At 68.5% G+C, this 22,437-nt stretch carries 22 protein-coding genes and 1 pseudogene; 19 read left to right on the top strand and 4 right to left on the bottom strand.

The window, feature by feature from the left end:
- Positions 1-113 precede the first annotated feature (113 nt).
- Positions 114-956, bottom strand: a complete 843-nt coding sequence (locus G6N08_RS01935; protein ID WP_163753739.1) for a dienelactone hydrolase family protein — start codon at positions 954-956, stop codon at positions 114-116.
- A gap of 154 nt (positions 957-1,110) precedes the next feature.
- Between G6N08_RS01935 and G6N08_RS01930 the strand changes: the two genes are divergently transcribed.
- From G6N08_RS01930 to G6N08_RS01880, 12 genes and pseudogenes are all read left to right on the top strand, one after another.
- The gene (locus G6N08_RS01930; RefSeq protein ID WP_281352671.1) at positions 1,111-1,314 is read left to right on the top strand and encodes an Mtp family mycobacterial-type pilin; all 204 of its coding nucleotides are present in this window, start codon (positions 1,111-1,113) and stop codon (positions 1,312-1,314) included.
- A gap of 92 nt (positions 1,315-1,406) precedes the next feature.
- Positions 1,407-3,275, top strand: a complete 1,869-nt coding sequence (glmS, locus tag G6N08_RS01925; protein WP_163753736.1) for a glutamine--fructose-6-phosphate transaminase (isomerizing) — start codon at positions 1,407-1,409, stop codon at positions 3,273-3,275.
- An 82-nt stretch (positions 3,276-3,357) separates the two neighbouring features.
- Entirely contained in the window at positions 3,358-4,044 is a 687-nt protein-coding gene (locus G6N08_RS01920; protein ID WP_163753734.1) for a rhomboid-like protein, read from the top strand.
- A 407-nt stretch (positions 4,045-4,451) separates the two neighbouring features.
- Positions 4,452-5,873: an NAD(P)H-hydrate dehydratase gene (locus G6N08_RS01915; RefSeq protein ID WP_163753732.1), complete on the top strand. Its 1,422-nt coding sequence runs from the start codon at positions 4,452-4,454 to the stop codon at positions 5,871-5,873.
- 47 nt (positions 5,874-5,920) lie between these two features.
- Entirely contained in the window at positions 5,921-7,312 is a 1,392-nt protein-coding gene (gene gad, locus G6N08_RS01910; RefSeq protein WP_163753730.1) for a glutamate decarboxylase, read from the top strand.
- A 120-nt stretch (positions 7,313-7,432) separates the two neighbouring features.
- The gene (gene alr / locus G6N08_RS01905; protein ID WP_163756538.1) at positions 7,433-8,608 is read left to right on the top strand and encodes an alanine racemase; all 1,176 of its coding nucleotides are present in this window, start codon (positions 7,433-7,435) and stop codon (positions 8,606-8,608) included.
- Positions 8,598-9,710, top strand: coding sequence for an alpha/beta fold hydrolase (locus G6N08_RS01900; RefSeq protein ID WP_163753728.1), 1,113 nt, complete (start codon positions 8,598-8,600; stop codon positions 9,708-9,710). The genes alr and G6N08_RS01900 overlap by 11 nt, the downstream gene beginning before the upstream one ends.
- The gene (gene tsaE / locus G6N08_RS01895; RefSeq protein WP_163753725.1) at positions 9,703-10,170 is read left to right on the top strand and encodes a tRNA (adenosine(37)-N6)-threonylcarbamoyltransferase complex ATPase subunit type 1 TsaE; all 468 of its coding nucleotides are present in this window, start codon (positions 9,703-9,705) and stop codon (positions 10,168-10,170) included. Before G6N08_RS01900 ends, tsaE begins: the two co-directional genes overlap by 8 nt.
- Positions 10,167-10,799, top strand: a pseudogene (gene tsaB / locus G6N08_RS20450) (tRNA (adenosine(37)-N6)-threonylcarbamoyltransferase complex dimerization subunit type 1 TsaB); the annotation flags it as partial. The gene tsaE and the pseudogene tsaB, both read left to right, overlap by 4 nt.
- A gap of 63 nt (positions 10,800-10,862) precedes the next feature.
- The gene (gene rimI / locus G6N08_RS20445; protein ID WP_246216672.1) at positions 10,863-11,321 is read left to right on the top strand and encodes a ribosomal protein S18-alanine N-acetyltransferase; all 459 of its coding nucleotides are present in this window, start codon (positions 10,863-10,865) and stop codon (positions 11,319-11,321) included.
- Positions 11,318-12,343: a tRNA (adenosine(37)-N6)-threonylcarbamoyltransferase complex transferase subunit TsaD gene (tsaD, locus tag G6N08_RS01885; RefSeq protein WP_163753721.1), complete on the top strand. Its 1,026-nt coding sequence runs from the start codon at positions 11,318-11,320 to the stop codon at positions 12,341-12,343. The genes rimI and tsaD overlap by 4 nt, the downstream gene beginning before the upstream one ends.
- On the top strand, positions 12,340-12,819 hold the full coding sequence (locus tag G6N08_RS01880) for a nuclear transport factor 2 family protein (RefSeq protein WP_163753719.1): 480 nt from the start codon (positions 12,340-12,342) through the stop codon (positions 12,817-12,819). The genes tsaD and G6N08_RS01880 overlap by 4 nt, the downstream gene beginning before the upstream one ends.
- A 143-nt stretch (positions 12,820-12,962) precedes the next feature.
- On the opposite strand, the gene G6N08_RS01875 is transcribed toward G6N08_RS01880, so the two are convergent.
- A complete protein-coding gene (locus tag G6N08_RS01875; protein WP_246216568.1) occupies positions 12,963-13,772 on the bottom strand; it encodes a C39 family peptidase in 810 nt (269 codons plus the stop codon).
- Between the two features lie 289 nt (positions 13,773-14,061).
- Between G6N08_RS01875 and groES the strand changes: the two genes are divergently transcribed.
- Both groES and groL read left to right on the top strand, forming a co-directional pair.
- The gene (groES, locus tag G6N08_RS01870; protein WP_163753717.1) at positions 14,062-14,364 is read left to right on the top strand and encodes a co-chaperone GroES; all 303 of its coding nucleotides are present in this window, start codon (positions 14,062-14,064) and stop codon (positions 14,362-14,364) included.
- A gap of 144 nt (positions 14,365-14,508) precedes the next feature.
- Positions 14,509-16,119: a chaperonin GroEL gene (gene groL / locus G6N08_RS01865; RefSeq protein WP_163753715.1), complete on the top strand. Its 1,611-nt coding sequence runs from the start codon at positions 14,509-14,511 to the stop codon at positions 16,117-16,119.
- A 49-nt stretch (positions 16,120-16,168) separates the two neighbouring features.
- Here the strand turns inward: groL and G6N08_RS01860 are convergent, their stop codons facing one another.
- The gene (locus G6N08_RS01860; RefSeq protein WP_163753713.1) at positions 16,169-16,468 is read right to left on the bottom strand and encodes a WhiB family transcriptional regulator; all 300 of its coding nucleotides are present in this window, start codon (positions 16,466-16,468) and stop codon (positions 16,169-16,171) included.
- A 352-nt stretch (positions 16,469-16,820) separates the two neighbouring features.
- Here G6N08_RS01860 and G6N08_RS01855 point away from each other — a divergent pair, with 352 nt between their 5' ends.
- The 3 genes from G6N08_RS01855 to G6N08_RS01845 all read left to right on the top strand — a co-directional run bounded on the left by G6N08_RS01855 (position 16,821) and on the right by G6N08_RS01845 (position 18,940).
- Complete coding sequence (locus G6N08_RS01855) at positions 16,821-17,648, top strand: hypothetical protein (protein WP_163753711.1); 828 nt, start codon at positions 16,821-16,823, stop codon at positions 17,646-17,648.
- Between the two features lie 85 nt (positions 17,649-17,733).
- Positions 17,734-18,312, top strand: a complete 579-nt coding sequence (locus tag G6N08_RS01850) for a sigma-70 family RNA polymerase sigma factor (RefSeq protein WP_163756534.1) — start codon at positions 17,734-17,736, stop codon at positions 18,310-18,312.
- A complete protein-coding gene (locus tag G6N08_RS01845; protein WP_163753709.1) occupies positions 18,305-18,940 on the top strand; it encodes an anti-sigma-D factor RsdA in 636 nt (211 codons plus the stop codon). The genes G6N08_RS01850 and G6N08_RS01845 overlap by 8 nt, the downstream gene beginning before the upstream one ends.
- 41 nt (positions 18,941-18,981) lie before the next feature.
- Here the strand turns inward: G6N08_RS01845 and G6N08_RS01840 are convergent, their stop codons facing one another.
- Entirely contained in the window at positions 18,982-19,392 is a 411-nt protein-coding gene (locus tag G6N08_RS01840; RefSeq protein ID WP_163753707.1) for a DUF5319 domain-containing protein, read from the bottom strand.
- A 135-nt stretch (positions 19,393-19,527) separates the two neighbouring features.
- Here G6N08_RS01840 and guaB point away from each other — a divergent pair, with 135 nt between their 5' ends.
- Complete coding sequence (guaB, locus tag G6N08_RS01835) at positions 19,528-21,105, top strand: IMP dehydrogenase (RefSeq protein ID WP_163753705.1); 1,578 nt, start codon at positions 19,528-19,530, stop codon at positions 21,103-21,105.
- Between the two features lie 146 nt (positions 21,106-21,251).
- The gene (locus G6N08_RS01830) at positions 21,252-22,391 is read left to right on the top strand and encodes a GuaB3 family IMP dehydrogenase-related protein (protein WP_174813238.1); all 1,140 of its coding nucleotides are present in this window, start codon (positions 21,252-21,254) and stop codon (positions 22,389-22,391) included.
- Positions 22,392-22,437: the final 46 nt, after the last annotated feature.

Here is a 22,437-nt window from a genome sequence, read left to right as displayed (position 1 = left end):
GTCGGCGGCGGCCTCATCGGCCCATCGGCGGCGACGCCCCCGGGACCAGTCGGCGAGATCGGCCCTACCGGCTGTGTCGCGAGTCGCAGCAGCCGGCCAGGCGGTCGGCGCGCTCAGCTCTTCAGCAGAGCGACCACCTTCTCCTCCAGACTGGCCGACGCCGCGGCGGAGTCGACCGGGCGGGTCTTGGGCAACCGCACGCTCGGGTCGGCGAACTCCCGATATGTTGTGTCGCCACCTACTGCGTAGAGCAGGTAGCCGGTCAACAGGGCGCGAACCGCCGCTTGGGTTTTGCGGTGCGGGCCGCCGAGGCCGATTGCTTGTGTGAGCCGCCGGCCCTCGGCCAGCCCGGCGGGCTGGGCTTTGTGGATGACCCGGACCGTTGCCGTGCTCCACGCCCGTGCAAGCTCGATAGCGTTGGACCGCAACGATTTCGGATCTTGCGGAGCGCTGAAGATCACACCGGGGACGGTCAGCGTTGCGGCCGGCTGCTCTGCGGGGGGCTCGGTGACCGCGGGAAAAACCGCCGCGACCGCAGCCGGTTTGTCCGGCATGCCGGCCGCAGCGAACACCGCGGCTGAACCGCCGAAGCCGTGACCCACCAGGCCGAGTTTGGCGGGGTGCACGCTGATCGTGCCCGATCCCAGGCGCACACCCGCCACGATGTCGAGGGCGGTACCGAGATCGAAGGCCAGGTTGAGCACAGAGGGCGCCAGTCCGCGCTCGGTGTCGGGTGCGGCGGCCACGATGCCCCACGAGGCCAGGTGCTCGAGCACACGACGGTAGCGGTGCACACCGGTGAGCCAGTCGTGACCGAACGCGACAGCGGGCAGACCCCGTCCCGACTCGGGGGTATACACGACTCCGGGCAGGCCGGCGAAGGCGAGATCGCCGCGCAAAACCCGGTGCGGGCCGCGCCGGGTGAGGGCGGCGACGAGTTTGCGAGCACTAGCCACCTGTCGACGGTAACGCACCGCGGCCGGTCAGCCGAGCGATCACCATGATGGCGCGGCATCCTGGACTGCATGCCCCCGTGACTGGTGTGGACCGGGTTCGTGTGCTCATAACCTACCCATGAAAACCAGCGCAGGCGTTACTGCAGCAGTCCTCATGACCGCAGGTTTGGGGCTTGCCGCGGTGGGTGCGGCCGGCGTCGCCCAGGCCCAGCCGGATTATCACTGGTGCCCCGGCCAGCCGTGGGATCCAGCCTGGGGAGACAACTGGGACTGGGCCCGCTGTCACGATGCCCACTACTACGACGGCGACCCCCACGACCCGGGCCATTGGCACGGTCCGGGCCCCGGGCAGCCCTGAGCCGGCGCAACGGTATCCGCTGACCGGCGTGGTGCCGGGTCAGCCCGGTTGCACCGTCCCGGCCCGGCGCGGCTGGACTACCCTGATCAGCTATGTGCGGCATCGTCGGCTACGTCGGGCACCGCCCGGCCTGCGAGGTCGTCATGGACGCGTTGCGCCGGATGGAGTATCGCGGCTACGACTCGGCGGGTATCGCGTTGGTCGACGGTTGCGGCAAACTCACCGTGTGCCGCCGCGCCGGCCGGCTGGCCCACCTGGAGACAGCCATCGCCGAGACGGTTGCCGCCAATCTGGCGGGAAGTACCGGAATCGGCCACACCCGCTGGGCCACCCATGGACGTCCCACCGACCGCAACGCGCATCCGCACCGGGACGCGGCCGGCAAGATCGCCGTCGTCCACAACGGCATCATCGAGAACTTCGTGATCCTGCGCCGGGAACTCGAGGCCGCCGGCGTGGAATTTGCCAGCGACACCGACACCGAGGTGGCGGTGCACCTGGTGGCGCAGGCGTATCGACACGGCGAAACCGCCGGAGACTTCGTTGGCTCGGTGCTGGCCGTGCTGCGCCGCCTGGAAGGACATTTCACCCTGGTGTTCGCCAACGCTGACGAGCCGGGCACCGTTGTCGCTGCGCGCCGTTCGACACCGTTGGTGCTCGGCATCGGCGATGGGGAGATGTTCGTCGGATCTGACGTGGCCGCGTTCATCCCCCACACCCGCGACGCCGTCGAACTGGGCCAGGATCAGGCCGTGGTGATCACCGCTGACGGGTATCGGATCACCGATTTCGACGGCAACGACGATGCCGCGAATGCTCGCCGTTTCCATATCGACTGGGACCTGGCTGCCGCCGAGAAGGGCGGCTATGAGTTCTTCATGCTCAAGGAGATCGCCGAACAGCCTGCCGCGGTGGCCGATACCTTGCTGGGCCATTTTGTCGACGGCCGGATCGTCCTCGACGAGCAGCGCCTGTCGGAGCAGGAACTGCGCGAGATCGACAAGGTGTTCGTGGTGGCCTGCGGCACCGCGTATCACTCTGGGCTGCTGGCGAAGTACGCAATCGAACACTGGACCCGGCTGCCGGTGGAGGCGGAGCTCGCGAGCGAATTCCGCTACCGCGATCCCGTGCTGGACCGCAGCACCTTGGTGGTGGCCATCTCGCAGTCCGGTGAAACCGCTGACACCCTGGAGGCGGTGCGACATGCCAAAGAGCAAAAAGCCAAGGTGTTGGCGATCTGCAACACCAACGGTTCGCAGATTCCCCGCGAATGTGACGCGGTGCTCTACACCCGCGCCGGGCCCGAGATCGGGGTGGCGTCGACGAAAACGTTTTTGGCCCAAGTCGCTGCGAATTACCTTCTCGGGCTGGCTTTGGCGCAGGCCCGCGGCACCAAATACCCTGACGAGGTCGAGCGCGAATATCGCGAGCTGGAGTCGATGCCCGAGCAGGTGGCCCGAGTGCTCACCCAGATGGAGCCCGTGGCCGCGTTGGGCCAGCGGTTCGCCCAGTCTTCGGCCGTGCTGTTTTTAGGCCGTCACGTCGGCTATCCGGTGGCGCTGGAAGGCGCGCTGAAACTCAAGGAACTGGCCTACATGCATGCCGAGGGCTTTGCCGCCGGCGAGCTGAAACACGGACCGATCGCGCTGATCGAAGAGGGTCTGCCGGTCATCGTTGTGATGCCGTCGCCGAAAAACTCCGCCACGCTGCACGCCAAGCTGCTGTCCAATATCCGCGAGATCCAGACCCGCGGAGCGATCACGATCGTGATCGCCGAGGAGGGCGACGACACGGTCCGCCCCTACGCCGATCACCTGATCGAGATCCCTGCGGTGTCGACGCTGTACCAGCCGCTGCTGTCGACCATCCCGCTGCAGGTGTTCGCCGCGTCGGTGGCGCGGGCCCGCGGCTACGATGTCGACAAGCCGCGTAACCTCGCCAAGTCGGTCACCGTCGAATAGCGCTGCCCGCCAGACCATCTTTGACGATTTCACGCCGGCGGTCAGCGGACATGCGAGGGTAGACGCCGTGCCGGACCCAGTGATGACGCCACGTCTGAAAATCTGGGCGATTGCTGTGTTGCGCTGGATCGGCAGCGCGCCGCTGACGTACGCGTGGCTGACCGTACTGCTGGGTACCACGATCCTCCAGCACCAGCTGACCGGGCGGGTGCTGCATACGCTGCTGGTCCACGAATCGACAAACCTGCAACAGCTGGCCAAAGATCCGCTGCACGTTCTGTTCGCCAGCCTGTTGTGGATCGACGGGAAATACTGGACGCCATACGTGGTGCTGTTCACCTTATTCCTGGCGCCTGCTGAGCGTTGGCTGGGCCAAATCCGCTGGCTTACAGTGGGTTTGACCGCGCACATCGTCGCCACCTACATCAGCGAAGGTGTGCTGTATCAGGAGATCGAACACCACCTGGCACCCGAACGGCTGGTGCACGCCCGCGATATCGGGGTCAGCTACTTTCTGCTCGGCGTGATGGGCGTTTTGACCTATCACATCGCGGCCCCCTGGCGCTGGGGGTATGTCGCGGCACTGGTTGCGCTATTCGGCGTGATGCTGATCATCAAACCCGACTTCACCGCGATCGGCCATTTCTCCGCGATTGTCATCGGAACCTGTTTCGAGCCATTGGCCCGATGTCGGGACGGCCCGACGGTGAACCCGGCGACAATCCGGGCAAAACCGGGCAGATCGGGGGCTCGCGACCGGCCGCGCTGAGGCGAGGCCAGATCCGCGCGGCGGTCACGCAGGCAAGACGTTGAACATCAGGGCTTGTGCATTGTCACCGTGCTGAACCGAAAACCCTTTGGCGGCAAACAAACCCGCGGCCCTGATGGCGGTCGGCGGCCGCGGTGACTGCCACGCTCGTCGCCAAACCAGGGATCCGGGCGCGCCACGGCCGGCTCCGCGCACGCTGTCCGAATGCCACGCAGTGCGCGTCGGTGACGTCATCGAACCCGGGCGCGACGGTAGGCTTCGACAGTGAACCCCGGACGGCACCGGCGGGCCGCCAAGCGGCGCGGCAGAAGGTGGTCACCCGGTGCAGCAGCTGACCCGCCGGGCGGCCCGGGCGCGTAGCCCGGGGGGCGCGCGAGTCGGTAGCGAGCAGAGGGGCAAGCGAGCTGATGCGGCAGTACTACTCGGTTGACGCGATCCGCCACGCCGAGGCGCCACTGCTGGCCAGCCTGCCTGAGGGCACGCTGATGCGGCGCGCCGCCTTCGGGCTGGCCACCGCGATCATCGGCGAGCTGACGGCGCGTACCGGCGGAGTTGCCGGCCGCCGGGTGTGCGCGGTGGTGGGCTCGGGTGATAACGGCGGTGACGCGCTCTGGGCGTCGACGTTCCTGCGCCGGCGCGGGGCCGCCGCGGAGGCCGTGCTGCTCAACCCGGAGCGCACGCACCGCACAGCGCTCACAGCGTTCCGCAAGGCCGGCGGGCGGGTGGTGGACAATGTCTCGGCGACAACGGATCTGGTGATCGACGGGGTGGTGGGTCTGGCGGGGAGCGGTCCGCTGCGGCCGGCGGCGGCCGAGGTGTTCGCCGCCGTCGACGCCGCCGGGATCCCCGTGGTCGCCGTGGACATCCCCAGCGGTATCGATGCGGCCACCGGCGCAACCAGCGGCCCGGCCGTGCACGCCGCCCTGACCGTCACCTTCGGTGGGCTCAAACCCGTGCATGCGCTCGCTGACTGCGGCCGCGTCCAGCTGGTCGATATCGGACTGGATCTGCCCAGCACCGATGTGCTGGGCTTGGAAGCCTCCGACGTCAAGGCCCGCTGGCCGGTGCCCGGACCCAGCGACGACAAATACACCCAGGGTGTGACCGGCATTCTGGCGGGGTCGTCGGCCTACCCCGGCGCAGCGGTGCTGTGCACCGGCGGCGCGGTCGCGGCCACCTCAGGGATGGTGCGTTATGCCGGCGGCGCGCTCGGCGAGGTGCTCTCCCACTGGCCGGAAGTCGTCGCCGCACCCACTCCCGCCGCCGCGGGACGGGTCCAGTCCTGGGTGGTCGGACCCGGCCTGGGCACCGAGGACACCGGCGCCGCCGCGCTGTGGTTCGCGCTCGAGACCGACCTGCCCGTCATCGTCGACGCCGACGGGCTGACTCTGCTGGCTGCCCACCCGGAGTTGGTCACCACCCGCGACGCCCCCACGGTGTTGACACCGCACGCCCGGGAGTTCGCCCGGCTGGCCGGGGCGCCACCGGGACCAGACCGGGTGGGCGCCACCCGCAAGCTCGCCGACGCCTGGGGTGTCACCGTGCTGCTCAAAGGGAACGTCACCGTGATCGCCGAGCCCGGCGGCCCGGTGTACCTCAACCCGGCCGGCCAGTCCTGGGCGGCCACCGCCGGATCCGGTGATGTGCTCTCGGGGATGATCGGCGCGCTGCTGGCCGCCGGGATGCCGGCGGGTGAGGCCGCCGCGGCAGCGGCATTCGTGCACGCCCGCGCGGCGAACCTCGCTGCCGCCGACCCGGGCCCGGGCAGCGCGCCGACATCGGCCTCGCGGATCGTCGGCCACATCCGAACCGCCTTAGCCTCGCTGTGACCACCGCCTAGGAAGAAAGTCCAGGAAAGTCTAGGAAAGGATTCGTCGTGCCCCACCGCCCGTCTGCATCCGTGCACTCACTCGCCCCCGCCTACACCGGCCGGCTGTTCACCGCGCCGGTGCCGGCGCTGCGGATGCCCGACGAGTCGATGGAGCCCGACGCCGCCTACCGGTTCATTCACGACGAGCTGATGCTGGACGGCAGCTCGCGGCTGAATCTGGCCACGTTCGTCACCACCTGGATGGATCCCGAGGCCGAGGAGCTGATGGCCGAAGCGTTCGACAAGAACATGATCGACAAGGACGAATACCCGGCCACCGCGGCCATCGAGCAGCGGTGCGTCTGTATGGTTGCTGACTTGTTCCACGCCGAGGGATTACGCGATGACGACCCCTCCAGCGCCACCGGGGTGTCCACCATCGGATCCTCCGAGGCGGTGATGCTGGGCGGATTGGCGCTGAAATGGCGCTGGCGAGAACGAATCGGTCGGGAAAAAGGCGGGTGGAAGACCCGCACCCCCAACCTGGTGATGGGCTCTAACGTCCAGGTGGTGTGGGAAAAGTTCTGCCGTTATTTCGACGTCGAACCCCGCTATCTGCCGATGGCGGAAGGGCGTTACGTCATCACCCCCGAACAAGTGGTCGCGGCGGTCGACGAGAACACCATCGGCGTGGTGGTGATCCTGGGCACCACCTACACCGGTGAGCTGGAACCGGTCGCCGAGATCTGCGCGGCCCTGGACAACCTGGCGCGCAGCGGCGGCGTGGACATTCCCGTGCACGTCGACGCGGCCAGCGGGGGTTTTGTCGTGCCCTTTCTGCACCCCGGCCTGGTGTGGGATTTCCGGCTGCCCCGGGTGGTGTCGATCAACGTCAGCGGCCACAAATACGGTTTGACGTACCCCGGCATCGGGTTCGTGGTGTGGCGCAGCGCCGAGCACCTGCCCGAAGAGCTGATCTTCCGGGTCAACTATTTGGGTGGCGATATGCCCACATTCACCCTCAACTTTTCCCGCCCGGGCAACCAGGTGGTCGGCCAGTACTACAACTTCTTGCGGCTCGGTCGGGAGGGTTACACCAAGGTCATGCAGACCCTGTCGCAGACCGCGCGCTGGCTGGGTGACTGGCTCGCCGCCAGCGAGCATTTCGAGGTGATCTCCGATGGCTCAGCGATTCCGGTAGTCGCCGCCCGGCTTCGCGGCGACCGCGGCTACACCGAGTTCGACGTGTCCCACGAGCTGCGGACCTGTGGGTGGCAGGTGCCCGCCTACACCATGCCGGCCAACGCCAGCCACGTGTCTGTGCTGCGGATCGTGGTGCGGGAGGGCTTCTCGGCGGATTTGGCCCGTGCGCTGCGTGACGACACTTTCACCGCGCTCGCCCACCTCGACAAACTCAAACCGCGGGGGCACTTTTCCGAACGCCACTTCGCGCACTGACCGGCGGCGACCCCCCGGCCGGTGGCCGGCTGCAGGCCAAATCCCCGGCCCGCCGCGCGGCCGGGCCGCTCGGCGCGGAGGCGGGCGACCGGGTCTGGGACAATCGGAGCGGTGAGCTCGATGCACACGGTAACGTCGTCCGCCGAATCGCGGCTGCCCGGGGTCCTCGCCGAGGCTGTGGTCGACCTGGACGCCATCGCACATAACGTGCGCGTGCTGCGTGAGCATGCCGGATCCGCGCAGGTCATGGCTGTCGTCAAAGCCGACGGATACGGGCACGGGGCGACCCAGGTGGCCCGCACCGCCTTGGCCGCGGGTGCCGCCGAACTCGGTGTCGCCACCATCGATGAGGCACTCGAATTACGCGCCAACGGCATCGCCGCGCCGGTGCTGGCGTGGCTGCACCGGCCCGGCGCCGACTTCGAGCTCGCACTGCGCGCCGACGTGCAAATCGCCGTCTCCTCGGTGCGCCAGCTGCACGAACTGCTCGACGCTGTGCACCGGACCGGCTTGCCCGCCACCGTGACCGTCAAGGTCGACACCGGACTCAACCGCAACGGCGTCAGTCCGGCGCGCTACCCGGCGATGTTGACCGCGTTGCGCCAGGCCGTTGCCGACGGCGCCATCCGGCTGCGGGGGATCATGTCCCATCTGGTCTACGCCGACGATCCGGAGCATCCGACGAATAACCTTCAGGCTCAACGGTTTCGCGATATGCTCACCCAGGCGCGCGACCACGGCGTGCAGTTCGAAGTGGCCCACCTGTCGAATTCGTCGGCGACCCTGTCGCGCCCCGACATGGCTTTCGACCTGGTGCGTCCAGGGATCGCGGTCTACGGGCTCAGCCCCATCCCCGCGCGCGGAGATATGGGGCTGACACCGGCGATGACCGTGAAATGCGCTGTCGCACTGGTCAAGCCGGTGTCTGCGGGGGAGGGGGTGTCGTACGGGCATACCTGGGTCGCCGATCGGGACACCACGCTGGCATTGCTGCCGATCGGTTACGCCGACGGGGTGTTTCGGACGCTCAGCGGGCGCCTCGAAGTGCTGATCAACGGTCGGCGCTGCCGGGGGGTGGGACGGATCTGTATGGACCAGTTCGTGGTCGATCTCGGTCCCGGGGTGACCGATGTGGCTGAGGGTGATGAGGCGATCCTGTTCGGGCCCGGCACTCACGGAGAGCCGACCGCACAGGATTGGGCTGACCTGCTCGGTACCATCCACTACGAGGTGGTGACCAGCCCCCGAGGGCGCATTACCAAGACCTACCGGGAAGCTCGACCCGTTGAGTGGTGATCACGCCCACGCACCCTTTACGGGTAAGGCGTGGCTGGCCGGTGCCGCCGGGCTGGCGGCGGTGGCCACGATCGCCGGATTCAGCGTGGCCCGGTCGGTGACACGCCGAGGTGCGACTGAAGACCCTTATGCCGCGGAAAATTTCGACGCGCTGGACGCCGACCGCAGCTATGTGGTGACCACCCCGGACGGCGTGCCGCTCGCGGTACGCGAGGTCGGCCCGGCGGACGCTCCGCTGACCGTGGTGTTCGCACACGGATTCTGTCTGTCAATGGGTGCTTTTCACTTTCAGCGGGTGCGATTGAGTCGCGAGTGGGGGGCGCAGGCGCGGATGGTTTTCTATGACCAGCGCGGACACGGCAAATCCGGCGCAGCCTCGCCGGACACCTACACGCTGACCCAATTGGGCAAAGACCTCGAAACAGTGCTGCAGGTCGCCGCGCCGCGCGGCTCGATCGTGCTGGTCGGGCATTCGATGGGGGGGATGACGGTGTTATCGCATGCCCGCCAATACCCCGAGCACTACGGCACCCGTATCACCGGTGCCGCGCTGATTTCGTCCGCAGCCGCTGGGGTGTCCAGGTCGCTGCTGGGGGAAATCTTGAAAAACCCTGCGCTGCAAGCGGTGCGGTTCACCGCGCGCTCTGCGCCTACACTGGTGCACCACGGGCGCGCGGTGACCCGGTCGCTGATCGGCCCTATTTTGGCGGCGGCCTCCTACGGCGACGCGAAGGTCAGCCCGAGCGTGGTGGCGTTCTCGCAGAAGATGATGTACGACACACCCATTCCGACGTTGGTGGAATTTCTGCACGCGCTGGAAGTCCACGATGAAAGCGCCGCGCTCCCCACGTTGGCGACGATACCCACACTTATCGCGTGCGGTGATCACGATCTGCTCACGCCCGTCGAACGTTCCCGGGAAATGGCTGCCGCGCTGCCGCACTCCGAGCTGTTGGTCGTCGGCGGCGCGGGCCATCTGGTGCAATTAGAAAAGCCCGAGAGCATCAACGAGGGTTTGGTGCGCCTCGTCAAACGATCCAGCCCCGGCAAGCTGGCCAGACTGGCCGGGGGGTGGCGGGAACGGGTTCGGCGCCATGGCTGAGCAGCGGTCCGGGACGGCGACGCTGCCGCGCGTGGCCGACACCGTTGCGCTCGGGACCCGGTTGGGGGAGCAATTGCGTGCGGGTGACGTGGTGGTGCTTTCCGGCCCGCTCGGTGCCGGAAAAACGGTGCTCGCCAAGGGAATCGCGGCTGCGATGGACGTTGACGGGCCGGTCACCTCGCCGTCGTTCGTGCTCGCACGGGTGCACCCGGCCCGCAAAACCGGCGCGCCGGCGATGATTCATGTCGACTTCTACCGGCTGTTGGATCGCAGCGACGCCGACCTGCTGGCCGAGCTCGACTCGCTGGACCTCGACACCGATCTCGACGACGCGGTCGTCGTCGTGGAATGGGGCGAGGGGATCGCCGAGCGGCTTTCCGAGCGCCACCTCGACATTCGGCTCGACCGTGTCCGCGACTCCGACACGCGGATCGCCACCTGGCGCTGGGGCAGTTCATGAGCCGTGAGCCGGGGATGCTGGTGCTGGCGCTGGACACCGCCACCGCCGCGGTGACCGCCGGGATTGTGCGGGTGCGACACGCCGGGCGGGCCGCCGTGCTGGCCGAACGGGTCACCGTCGATGCCCGGGCGCACGCCGAGCGGCTCACGCCCAACGTGCTGGCCGCGCTCACCGATGCCGCGGTGCGGATGGCCGACCTCGACGGGGTAGTGGTCGGCTGCGGCCCGGGCCCGTTCACCGGGCTGCGGGTGGGGATGGCCACCGCCGCGGCATACGGGCATGCGCTGGATATTCCGGTGCGCGGGGTGTGCAGTTTGGACGCCATCGGTGTGCAGACCACCGGTGAGACCTTGGTCGTGACCGACGCCCGCCGGCGCGAGGTCTACTGGGCCCGGTATCGCGACGGGGTCCGCGTTGGTGGTCCGGCGGTCAGCGCCCCGGCCGCCGTCGATGCCGGCGCGGCGTCGGCAGTGGCCGGCTCACCCGAGCATGCCGCGCTTTTCGGTCTGCCGTGGTGCGGGCCGGCCTATCCGACACCAACCGGCCTGGTGGCCGCGGTCGCCGATTGGTCGGCCCGCCCGGCGGCGTTGGTGCCGCTGTATCTGCGCCGCCCAGACGCCACGTCGCTGCAAGAACGGCAAGCGGCGCGCCGCCGCCGGGGTGCGCCGACCTCCCCGACGGCCCGCGAACCCGTGGTGCCGGTCAGCATCGACGCCCTGACACCTGCCGATGCTGAGCGGTGCGCCCAGTTGGAGGCCCAGCTGTTCGACGGCGACGACCCGTGGCCGAGAGAGGCCTTCCTCCGCGAAATCGCGAGCGTCAACAACCGCTATGTCGGGGCGCGTATCGGCGATGTGCTGGTGGGCTATGCCGGGATATCCCGGTTGGGCCGCACCGCGCCATTCGAATACGAGGTGCATACCATCGGGGTGGACAAGGCCTACCAGGGCCGGGGCATCGGCCGCCGGTTGCTTGAGGAGCTGCTGAACGTCGCCGGGGATGCTGCGGTCTACCTGGAGGTCCGCACCGACAACGCGCCGGCGATCGAGCTGTACCGCAGCGCCGGCTTCACCGCAGTCGGCGTGCGCCGCCGCTACTACCGGGCCAGCGGCGCCGACGCGTATACCATGCGGCGGGAGGCGCGCCGATGACGGTGATCGTGGCCATTGAAACGTCGTGCGATGAAACCGGTGTCGGTATCGCCCGGCTGGGCGCTGACGGCAGCGTGACGCTGCTGGCCGACGAGCTGGCCTCCAGTGTCGACGAGCACGTCCGCTTCGGCGGCGTCGTTCCCGAAATCGCCTCCCGGGCGCACCTGGAGGCGCTGGGCCCCACCATGCGCCGGGCGCTGGCCGCCGCAGGCGTGAAAAAGCCCGATATCGTCGCGGCCACCATCGGGCCGGGGCTGGCGGGCGCGTTGCTGGTCGGGGTGGCCGCCGCCAAGGCGTATGCGGCGGCCTGGGAGGTACCGTTTTACGCGGTGAACCATCTGGGCGGGCATTTGGCCGCCGACGTCTACGAGCACGGGCCGCTGCCGCCGAGCGTGGCGCTGCTGGTGTCGGGTGGGCACACCCACCTGTTACATGTGCGTTCGCTCGGCGAGCCGATCAGCGAGCTGGGCAGCACCGTCGACGACGCCGCCGGCGAGGCCTACGACAAGGTGGCGCGGCTGCTGGGGCTGGGTTATCCGGGCGGCAAGGTGCTCGACGACCTGGCCCGCACCGGTGACCGGGACGCCATCGTGTTCCCGCGGGGCATGACCGGGCCCCGTGACGACCCGTATGCGTTCAGCTTCTCCGGGCTTAAAACCGCGGTCGCCCGCTACGTGGAGGCTCACCCCGAGGCCGCGCTCGCCGATATCGCGGCCGGGTTCCAGGAGGCCGTCGCCGATGTGCTGAGCATGAAGGCGGTGCGCGCGGCCACCGAGCTCGGTGTGTCGACCCTGCTGATCGCCGGCGGTGTGGCGGCCAATTCGCGGTTGCGCGAGCTGGCCGCTCAGCGCTGCGCGGAAGCGGGGTTGAGTCTGCGCATCCCCAAACCAGGGCTGTGCACCGACAACGGGGCGATGATCGCCGCGTTTGCCGCGCATCTGGTGGCCGCCGGAGCGCCGCCGTCACCGCTGGACGTGCCCAGTGATCCCGGTCTGCCGGTGGTGAAAGGTCAGGTCCGATGACCTCGATCGAGCGGGTGGCCGACCAGCTGGCCATCACCGAGTTGTTGTACCGCTATGCCGAGCTGATCGATGCCGGCGATTTCGACGGCGTCGGGCAACTGCTGGCGCGATGCACCGTCGGCGGCCCGGGCTCACCGACGATCACCGGCGCGGCGGCCATTGCGCAGCTGTATGCGACGACGACCCGCCGCTACCCGGGCCCGGCCGGCGGGGTCGGCACCCCACGCACCCGCCATCTGGTGCTCAACCCGATCATCGACGTCGCCGACCGGATGGCCAGTGCACGGTCAACCTTTTGCGTGGTACAAGGCACCGACACAGTGCCGCTGCAACCGGTGGTCGTCGGCCGCTACTACGACACCTTCGAACGCGACGAGGCGGGGTGGTTTTTCGTGACCCGCCGCATGGATGTCGAGTTCCTCGGGGACACCTCAGGGCACTTGCTGATCGACCCGCGCCGGTTCGGCAGCCGCTGATCGTCGGGCAGTCCTCCGGTCGTGTTTTTCGTGGTGCGCTGCACCGTGGCACCCACGCCGCGGCGGCGACCGGCGCCTGATCGTCTCGGTGGCCCGCCGGGAGCGCACGGACGGGTGCCCGGCCCGCTGCCAGCGTGCGCTCGTTAGATGTTGTTGGTTTCTTGTGTGACGATGAGCAGGTCGTTGCTGGTGGCCCAGGCTTGGGTGAAGGTGGCCATCGGCACCCGCTCATCGCGGCCGGTGGGGATGCCGCTGTCGTTGAGGTGGACGATGTCGGTGCGGGTGTCGACACCGGTGACGACGACGGCGTGGTCAGCCTTGGTCCGCTGTCCCTTGCCCGGGGGGTAGTTCCAGATGGTTTCGGCGTTGACCGCGGCGATCACCTTGTGCCCGCCGGCCAGATCCTGCTCCAGGGTCTGCATGGTGTTGCCGGTGGTGAGAGTGGATTGGATACCGTATTTCTCCAACAGCAGGACCATATCTTCGGGAGAAGTGCCGTCAAAGAAATAGACGTCTCCGCGGTGGGACACGCTCTTGGTGAAGATGCCGCGTAGTTCGATGCCGATTTGGGAGGGTTCTCTGCCGGTGAGCTGGCCGACCACATCGGCGACGGCCATCAGGCCGCAGTCTTCCTGGTGCTGGTAGCGCCAGTAGGGGGCGGCAGCATCGGGGTTACCGTACATTTGGCCGTCCGGGTCAGCCCGGGACACTCCGATGCCGACCCCGACTAATCCGATGCAGGCCGCGACAGCGAGGGTGGCCGCACCGACGGTGCGGCTCGCGGTGGGGATGCCGGGCACCATGGCCTCAATTATTAGCCACTCTGAGCATTGCGGGGCATGGGGAGCCCTCGGCGAGCCGTGAGCGCGTGACGAGTAGCGGAGCGGAGCGCGGTTTCGGCCCGGCAGATCACCGATGACCGCAGCACGGACCGCGGTCAGGGTGACGCCCACCCGCGGGGCGGCTGCTCGGGATCGCCGGTCCGGCGAGGACGAGATGGCCACCGGGCCCGCCGGCACGGAATCAGCGGACCGACCTTGAGTGCTAGCACTCTCGTGTATAGAGTGCTAGATGGCAATCGCGCAATCCGAGTGTCGGCACCCGCGACGACGACACGAGGGCCACAGCCGAATGCCGAAGCACCTGGTAATCCGACAGGTCCGGGGCCGGTCCCGGACCTACCGCCAACACTGGTCCGGGGCTGCCCCGGACCCCGATCTCAACTAGTGGAGGGCTCCAATCGTGGCGAAGGTCAACATCAAGCCACTCGAGGACAAGATTCTTGTCCAGGCCAACGAGGCCGAGACCACAACCGCGTCCGGTCTGGTCATCCCCGACACCGCTAAGGAGAAACCGCAGGAAGGCACCGTGATCGCCGTCGGCCCCGGCCGGTGGGATGAGGACGGCCAGAAACGAATCCCGCTGGACGTGTCGGAAGGTGACACCGTGATCTACAGCAAGTACGGCGGCACCGAGATCAAGTACAACGGCGAGGAGTACTTGATCCTCTCGGCGCGCGACGTACTGGCTATCGTCAACAAATAACGCAGAGGTGCCCCGCCCCGGCGATTCCCCGCGGCAAACCGCGCGATTCCCGGGGCGGGGCACTGCAGGGCCACTTGCCCGGCTTCCCCTCGCACTCGCGGGCCGGGTCGTCGCCGGGCTGGGTAGACGAGACAGGACCGACCGATGAGCAAACTGCTCGAATACGACGAAACCGCGCGTCGCGCCCTGGAGAGCGGCGTGGACAAGCTCGCCGGCGTGGTACGGGTGACATTAGGTCCGCGCGGCCGGCATGTAGTGCTGGCCAAGGCGTTTGGCGGGCCCGCGGTCACCAATGACGGCGTGACCGTGGCGCGGGAGATCGATCTGGAAGACCCATTCGAGAATCTGGGTGCTCAACTGGTGAAATCTGTGGCGACGAAAACCAACGATGTCGCCGGGGATGGCACCACCACCGCGACCGTGCTGGCCCAGGCGCTGATCAAAGGGGGTTTGCGCCTCGTCGCCGCCGGCGCCAACCCGATCGCGCTCGGTTCGGGTATCGGCAAGGCCGCCGACGCGGTGTCTGAGGCATTGCTGGCCGCGGCCACCCCGGTCGCCGGTCAGACGGCCATCGCCCAGGTCGCCACCGTGTCCTCACGTGATCCCCAGATTGGTGAACTGGTCGGCGAGGCGATGACCAAGGTCGGCCACGACGGCGTGGTCAGCGTCGAGGAGTCCTCGACGCTGACCACCGAGCTGGAGTTCACCGAAGGTATCGGCTTCGACAAGGGCTATCTGTCAGGGTATTTCGTCACCGACTTCGACGCCCAGCAGGCGGTGCTCGAGGACGCACTGATCCTGTTGCACCGCGACAAGATCAGCTCCCTGCCTGATCTGCTGCCGTTGCTGGAGAAGGTCGCCGAAGCGGGCAAACCGCTGCTGGTGATCGCTGAGGACGTCGAAGGCGAAGCGTTGGCCACATTGGTGGTCAACGCCATCCGCAAGACGCTCAAAACGGTCGCGGTCAAGGCGCCCTACTTCGGTGACCGCCGCAAGGCATTCCTGGAAGACCTGGCGGTGGTGACCGGCGGGCAGGTCGTCAACCCCGACGTGGGGCTGGTGCTGCGCGAGGTCGGCCTGGAGGTTCTGGGCTCGGCGCGTCGCGTCGTGGTCACCAAAGACGACACCGTGATCGTCGACGGGGGCGGCACCCCCGACGCGATCGCCGCCCGCGCCAAGCAGCTGCGGAGGGAGATCGAGGAGACCGACTCGGACTGGGACCGCGAGAAGCTCGAAGAGCGGCTGGCCAAACTGGCCGGCGGGGTGGCCGTCATCAAGGTGGGAGCCGCCACCGAGACAGCGCTCAAGGAACGCAAGGAAAGCGTCGAAGACGCGGTCAACGCGGCGAAAGCCGCCGTCGAGGAGGGCATCGTCGCAGGCGGCGGGACCTCGCTGCTGCGCGCCCGCGCGGCGCTGGCGCAGCTGCGCTCATCGCTGACCGGTGATGAGGCGCTGGGGGTTGACGTGTTCTCCGAGGCGCTGAGCGCCCCGCTGTATTGGATCGCGACCAACGCGGGGCTGGACGGTTCGGTGGTGGTCACCAAGGTCGGCGATCTGCCCGCCGGGCACGGGCTTAACGCGGAGACGCTGAGCTACGGTGATTTGGCCTCTGCAGGGGTCATCGACCCGGTCAAAGTCACCCGCACCGCGGTGCTCAACGCCGCCTCGGTGGCACGCATGGTGCTCACCACCGAGACGGCGGTGGTGGACAAGCCGGAGGAAGAGGAGCACGACCACCACGGTCACGCTCACTGAGGTCGTCGCGCGCAGACACCAACGCCGGCCGTCGCGTCTGCGCGCGTCCTCAGGCCGTGCGGCGAATAGCCCGCATACGGCCGAACAGCAGCAGGTCGCGCTCAGATTCTGACAGGCCACCCCAGATGCCGTACGGTTCGCCGACCGTCAGCGCGTGCGAGCGGCACTGTTCGATCACCGGGCAGCGTCTGCAGATGGCCTTGGCGCGCCGTTCGCGCTGAATGCGGGCCCGGCCGCGTTCGCCGTCGGGATGGAAGAACACCGAGGAGTCGACGCCGCGGCACAGGGCCTGCAGTTGCCAATCCCAGATATCGGCGTTGGGCCCGGGTAGTTGCTCCGGCTGTGGCATGAGTGAATCCCTCTCTGGACATCCGTGGTGGAAACCAGTTCGCGAACGCGTGAATGATGCAACTGATTCGAGCGGCTGTCGCCGATGACTGCGTGCCTGCACTAAAGGTACGGGCCGCGCGCAAATTGAGTCAATAGCGGCGCACATGGCCGAATATCTCACGGTATCGTGAGAATTTACGTCATGTTCATCGCCATGATGCATGTGGTGAAGACCCCTGTGGGACAGCGCCGTCGAGCGCACCGTGATTTCCCTGTTCGCGTGCGACGGCTGTCGCAGAAACACAATTGCCCCCCGCCGCGGTTAATATGGCGGTAACTCAGAAACCACAAACTTTTAACGGCGACGCACGGTGATTGCGCAGGGCGGCGATTCCGCGCTCGAAGCCACGCTGACCGCCGCTGCTTTCGGTGACCAGCCTGGCCGCTGGCCGTTGCCCGCGGCGACTAGCCCAGACCACCTGTGGCTGCGGGCGGTCGCCGCCGGCGGGCAGGGTCGCTACGCCAGTGCTTACCGCGATTTGGCGATGCTGCGGCGCGCCGCTGCCCCGGGTCGGTGGGTGTCGCTGGCCCACAGCACCCACGGATCCTTCCTGCGTCAGCTGGGCTGGCACACACAGGCCCGGCGCTGGGATGGTCAGGCGCTTGCCCTGGCCGGTGCCGATCCCGAAGCCCGTGCCGATGCGCTGATCGGGTTGGCGGCCGACGCGCTGGGGGTGGGGCGGTTTTCGGTTGCGCAGACGTTGCTGGACCGTGCCGGCGATGTGCTCGCCGCGGCCGTCGTACCGACACACCGCCTGGCGGTGCGCCGCAGCTGGGTGGCCGCCGAGCTGGCGATGGCCGCCGGCGACGGTGCCGCCGCAGTCTGTCATGCCCGCGCGGCAGTCGAGCTGTCCGGCGCCGCGATCGGCGAGACCGTGTCGGCGCGACACCGGGTCAAAAGCGAGGTGGTTCTGGCCGCTGCCCTGTGCTGCGCCGGCGCCACCGACCGGGCGCGCGCTGTCGGCGACGCGGCGCTGGACGCCGCCGGGCGGCTTGGGCTGGTTCCGCTGGGCTGGGCAGTGGCCTGTTTGCTGCTCGATATCGGAAGCGCAACCCGCACCACAGCCGACCTGCGCGACCTTCGGGAGGTCTGCGCGCACCGGGTGCGCCACGCCGGCGGGGTCTGGTCTGCGGTCTGACACCGAACTCCCGCACGGGCGTTATGGTCAACGTGTCCTCGGGCAGGGGATGGTCGCAGTCGTAACGTTGGAGATGCCGCCGTCGATGACAATTCCAAGGGAACGTCTCGACGCTGTCGTCGCCGATGCGGTCGCAGGGAACCGGGACGCGCTGCGCCAAGTGCTGGAGACCATCCGCCCGATCGTCGTCCGGTATTGCCGCGCCAGAATCGGCACGGCAGAGCGAAGCGGCGTGTCGGCTGACGACGTGGCACAGGAGGTGTGTTTGGCAACCATCACGGCACTGCCGCGCTACCGCGATCAGGGACGCCCTTTCCTGGCCTTCGTCTACGGCATCGCCGCGCACAAAGTAGCCGACGCGCATCGGGCCGCCGGCCGCGAGCTGGCTTATCCGGCTGATTGCGTTCCCGAGGCGCTGTCGGCTGACCCCGGCCCTGAGCAACTGGCCATCGAAGCCGACCGGATCACGCGGATGAACGAGCTGCTCGATGCGTTACCGGCCAAACAACGCGAAATCCTCATCCTGCGGATCGTGGTGGGCCTGAACGCGGAGGAAACCGCCAGCGTCCTCGGCACCACCCCCGGTGCTGTTCGGGTTGCCCAGCACCGGGCGCTGGCGCGGCTGAAATCCGCGATCATCGCGGCGGGACACGACCATGGTTGATGGGCTGGATGCCGCGGCAGATCGGCCGGAGCCGGAAGCGGTGGCCCGCGCCGATCGCTGGCTGGACGCGCTCGCCCGGCGCCAGCCTGCCGAATCCGGTGATTCCGGGGATGCCGCGCTGGCCGCCCTGCTGGCAGAGTGGCGCGACGAGTTGAGACGGCCGCCGGCCCGGGCGCTGGTCTCGGACCGCGAGGCCCTCGCCGCGCTGCGGCGCGGCGTGGTCGCCCGCCGGCGCGCCCGGCGCGCCCGGGTGATGGTCGGTGTGGCGGCCGCGGCGGTCGTGGGTCTCGGCGGGTTTGGCGCACTGGTCGCCGGCGCGCAGCCCGGGGACGCGCTCTATGGCATCCACACCATGCTGTTCGGCGAGCCGAACGTCAGCGACGACCAGATCGTGTTGGCGGCGAAAACCGAACTCGACACCGTGCAACAGATGATCGCGCACGGTCAATGGGACCAAGCCCAAGACAAGCTGGCCGCTGTCAACAACAGGGTGCAAACCCTCAACGACGCCAACCGCAAAGAAGACCTGATGGGCCGGGTGCGGCTGCTGCACGCAAAGGTGGCCACCCGCGACCCCAATGCGACGCTCCCGCCCGAGCCGGGGGCGGGGCGCCGCCCGGGCCGGTAACGCCGCAGCCCGGGCACCCCGGGCGACGGGGCGCACCGGCCTCAGCGCTGCCGGTGGAAGCCGTCGGCATCCGAGGTCGCCTCGAGCGAGGCGTCGGCATAGCCGCGGCAGTAATCCCAGGTGACGTAGGCGTCCGGTTCAGGGTCATAGGCCGGCTCATGGGGGCGTACCGTGCCGTCGACCAGCAGCTGCAGCAGGTTGGCACGCAACATGTCCCAGTCGTGGTAGTGGTCTTGTTGGCATTCGTCGCAGCAGACCACCAAGCCGCGAATACCCTTGGGCGCCAATAACGCCTCGTACACGGCGAGGTCGGCGAGATCGGCCTCAACCGCCATCCGCTCCTGCGGATCAAGCGGCTGACCCGGCTCGACGGCGTCCAACGCCGCGGACGGATCGTAGGGGTCGTCAGCGAACGGGTCGGGCGGCAAATCCGGTGGGAGTTGGTCGCGCACGCTTCCACATTACGCAGCCTCGCGGGTATCGCGCCAGCGGTGGCGCCGCCGCGTGGCGCCCCGGTGCGCATCGTCACCGCCGGTGAGCCGATAGGATGGGTGTCTCACTCCGAATGCGTATGGAGGGCCTCAGCGATGTCCGCTCTGGAAGGCAGCGCCGACCTGATAGCCCGCCCATACGCTCGCGTGGCCGGCCTGACCGAGGACCTGGCGCCGACCGGCGGCGACGATCCGCACAAGGTGGCGATGCTGGGGCTGACTTTCGATGATGTGCTGCTGCTGCCGGCGGCCTCCGATGTGGTGCCGGCCAGTGCCGACATCTCCAGCCAGCTCACCAAAAAGATCAGGCTCAAGGTGCCACTGGTCAGTTCGGCGATGGATACCGTCACAGAGTCGCGGATGGCCATCGCGATGGCGCGGGCCGGTGGGCTCGGTGTGTTACACCGCAACCTGCCGGTGGCTGAGCAGGCCGCCCAGGTTGAGACCGTGAAGCGGTCCGAGGCGGGGATGGTCACCGACCCGGTCACCTGCCGCCCGGACAACACACTGGCCCAAGTCGATGCGCTGTGCGCGCGGTTCCGCATTTCCGGGCTGCCCGTCGTCGATGATGACGGTGCGCTGGTGGGCATCATCACCAACCGCGACATGCGGTTTGAGGTCGACCAGTCCAAACGGGTCGCCGAGGTGATGACGAAAGCCCCGCTGATCACCGCCCATGAGGGGGTGAGCGCTGACGCAGCGCTGGGGTTGTTGCGCCGGCACAAGATTGAGAAGTTGCCCATCGTCGACGGCCGCGGACGCCTGACCGGGCTGATCACGGTCAAGGACTTCGTCAAGACCGAGCAGCACCCGCTGGCCACCAAAGACAGCGACGGGCGGCTGCTGGTGGGGGCCGCCGTGGGTGTCGGTGACGATGCCTGGGTGCGGGCCATGACGCTGGTCGACGCCGGGGTCGATGTGCTGGTCGTTGACACCGCGCACGCGCATAACCGGCGGGTGCTCGAGATGGTGGGCAAGCTCAAAGCCGAAGTCGGTCACACCGTGGAGGTGGTCGGCGGCAATGTCGCCACCCGGTCGGCGGCCGCCGCGCTGGTCGAGGCGGGCGCCGACGCGGTCAAGGTCGGGGTGGGCCCCGGCTCGATCTGCACCACCCGGGTGGTGGCCGGTGTGGGTGCGCCGCAGATCACGGCGATCCTGGAGGCCGCCGCGGTGTGCGCGCCGGCGGGCGTGCCGGTGATCGCCGACGGCGGGTTGCAGTACTCCGGTGACATCGCCAAGGCGCTGGCCGCGGGGGCGTCCACGGCGATGCTGGGCTCGCTGCTGGCGGGCACCGCCGAGGCCCCCGGTGAGCTGATCTTCGTCAACGGCAAACAGTACAAGACCTACCGCGGGATGGGCTCGCTGGCTGCCATGCAGGGACGGGGCGGGGGCAAGTCCTATTCCAAAGACCGCTATTTCGCCGACGACGCCCTCTCCGAGGACAAACTGGTGCCCGAGGGTATCGAGGGCCGGGTGCCGTTCCGCGGGCCGCTGTCGACAGTCATCCATCAGCTCACCGGAGGGTTGCGCGCTGCGATGGGCTATACCGGCGCCGGGACCATCGAAGCGTTGCAGCGGGCGCAGTTCGTCCGGATCACCGCGGCGGGACTCAAGGAGAGCCACCCGCACGACATCACCATGACCGTCGAAGCGCCGAACTACTACGCCCGCTGAGTGAGACCCGGTGCCCCAGCGACGCCAACGCGCCCAGATCGAGGGTCGGCAGGCCGATTCTCGAACTGTGGCGGCACACTATGTCTGCACCATGGCTGCGCAATGTCGATCTCGGCGAGGATCGGGGCTGATTCATCATGCGTGACATGGTCGAGATCGGCATGGGCCGCACCGCGCGGCGCACCTACGAACTCGAGGACGTCAACATCGTGCCGTCGCGGCGCACCCGCTCGTCCAAGGATGTGTCCACCGCCTGGCAGCTCGACGCCTACCGGTTCGACATCCCGGTAGTTTCGCACCCCACCGACGCCCTGGTGTCACCGGAATTCGCCATCGAGCTGGGCCGGCTGGGCGGGTTGGGGGTGCTCAACGGCGAGGGGTTGATCGGCCGGCACGCCGACTACCCGGCCAAGATCGCGCAGGTCATCGAGGCCGCTGAAAAAGAGCCCGAACCGTCCGCGGCGATCCGGCTGCTGCAGCAGCTGCACGCTGCGCCGCTGGATCCCGAGCTGCTCGCCGCTGCGGTGGCGCGCATCCGTGAGGCCGGTGTCACCACCGCGGTCCGGGTGAGCCCGCAAAACGCGCGGGCGCTGACCCCGGGGCTGATCGCCGCCGGTATCGATCTGCTCGTCATCCAGGGCACCATCGTGTCCGCGGAACGGGTGGCCCGGGACCGGGACGGGACCGGTGAGCCCCTGAACTTGAAGACATTCATCGCCGAACTCGACGTCCCGGTGGTGGCCGGCGGTGTGCTCGACCACCGCACCGCCTTGCACCTGATGCGCACCGGGGCGGCCGGCGTCATCGTCGGCTACGGGTCCACCCAGGGCGTGACCACCACCGACGAGGTGCTGGGCATCAGTGTGCCGATGGCCACCGCGATCGCCGACGCCGCCGCCGCCCGCCGCGAATACCTCGACGAGACCGGGGGGCGCTACGTGCATGTGCTGGCCGACGGCGATATCCATACCTCCGGCGAGCTGGCCAAGGCCATCGCCTGCGGTGCCGACGCGGTGCTATTGGGTACGCCGCTGGCCGAGGCCGCCGAGGCTCTCGGCGAGGGATGGTTCTGGCCGGCCGCGGCCGCGCACCCCTCACTGCCCCGCGGCGCGCTGCTGCAAGTGGCGGTCGGCGAGCGGGCGCCGCTGCGGCAGGTGCTCAACGGCCCGTCCGACGATCCGTTCGGCTCACTGAACCTGGTCGGTGGTCTGCGCCGGTCGATGGCTAAGGCGGGTTACTGTGACCTCAAGGAATTCCAGAAGGTCGGGCTGACAGTCAACAGCTGATCCTGGCCGACCTCGCACGGGCGTGCTGATCGATTCGCATTAGGCT

Source organism: Mycobacterium botniense, from assembly GCF_010723305.1.
Taxonomy (GTDB): domain Bacteria; phylum Actinomycetota; class Actinomycetes; order Mycobacteriales; family Mycobacteriaceae; genus Mycobacterium; species Mycobacterium botniense.
The sequence above is the reverse complement of the archived record's forward strand: the minus strand, read 5'-3'. Positions and strand labels throughout refer to the sequence as shown.

What these genes read in the sequence shown, in the direction of transcription:
- G6N08_RS01930 (WP_281352671.1), top strand. Translation starts at nt 1,111, where the DNA reads ATGACCGCAGGTTTGGGGCTTGCCGCGGTGGGTGCGGCCGGCGTCGCC.
- glmS (WP_163753736.1), top strand. Translation starts at nt 1,407, where the DNA reads ATGTGCGGCATCGTCGGCTACGTCGGGCACCGCCCGGCCTGCGAGGTC.
- G6N08_RS01920 (WP_163753734.1), top strand. Translation starts at nt 3,358, where the DNA reads ATGACGCCACGTCTGAAAATCTGGGCGATTGCTGTGTTGCGCTGGATC.
- G6N08_RS01915 (WP_163753732.1), top strand. Translation starts at nt 4,452, where the DNA reads ATGCGGCAGTACTACTCGGTTGACGCGATCCGCCACGCCGAGGCGCCA.
- alr (WP_163756538.1), top strand. Translation starts at nt 7,433, where the DNA reads ATGCACACGGTAACGTCGTCCGCCGAATCGCGGCTGCCCGGGGTCCTC.
- tsaE (WP_163753725.1), top strand. Translation starts at nt 9,703, where the DNA reads ATGGCTGAGCAGCGGTCCGGGACGGCGACGCTGCCGCGCGTGGCCGAC.
- tsaD (WP_163753721.1), top strand. Translation starts at nt 11,318, where the DNA reads ATGACGGTGATCGTGGCCATTGAAACGTCGTGCGATGAAACCGGTGTC.
- G6N08_RS01880 (WP_163753719.1), top strand. Translation starts at nt 12,340, where the DNA reads ATGACCTCGATCGAGCGGGTGGCCGACCAGCTGGCCATCACCGAGTTG.
- groL (WP_163753715.1), top strand. Translation starts at nt 14,509, where the DNA reads ATGAGCAAACTGCTCGAATACGACGAAACCGCGCGTCGCGCCCTGGAG.
- G6N08_RS01860 (WP_163753713.1), bottom strand. Translation starts at nt 16,468, where the DNA reads ATGCCACAGCCGGAGCAACTACCCGGGCCCAACGCCGATATCTGGGAT.
- G6N08_RS01850 (WP_163756534.1), top strand. Translation starts at nt 17,734, where the DNA reads ATGACAATTCCAAGGGAACGTCTCGACGCTGTCGTCGCCGATGCGGTC.
- G6N08_RS01845 (WP_163753709.1), top strand. Translation starts at nt 18,305, where the DNA reads ATGGTTGATGGGCTGGATGCCGCGGCAGATCGGCCGGAGCCGGAAGCG.
- guaB (WP_163753705.1), top strand. Translation starts at nt 19,528, where the DNA reads ATGTCCGCTCTGGAAGGCAGCGCCGACCTGATAGCCCGCCCATACGCT.
- G6N08_RS01830 (WP_174813238.1), top strand. Translation starts at nt 21,252, where the DNA reads ATGGTCGAGATCGGCATGGGCCGCACCGCGCGGCGCACCTACGAACTC.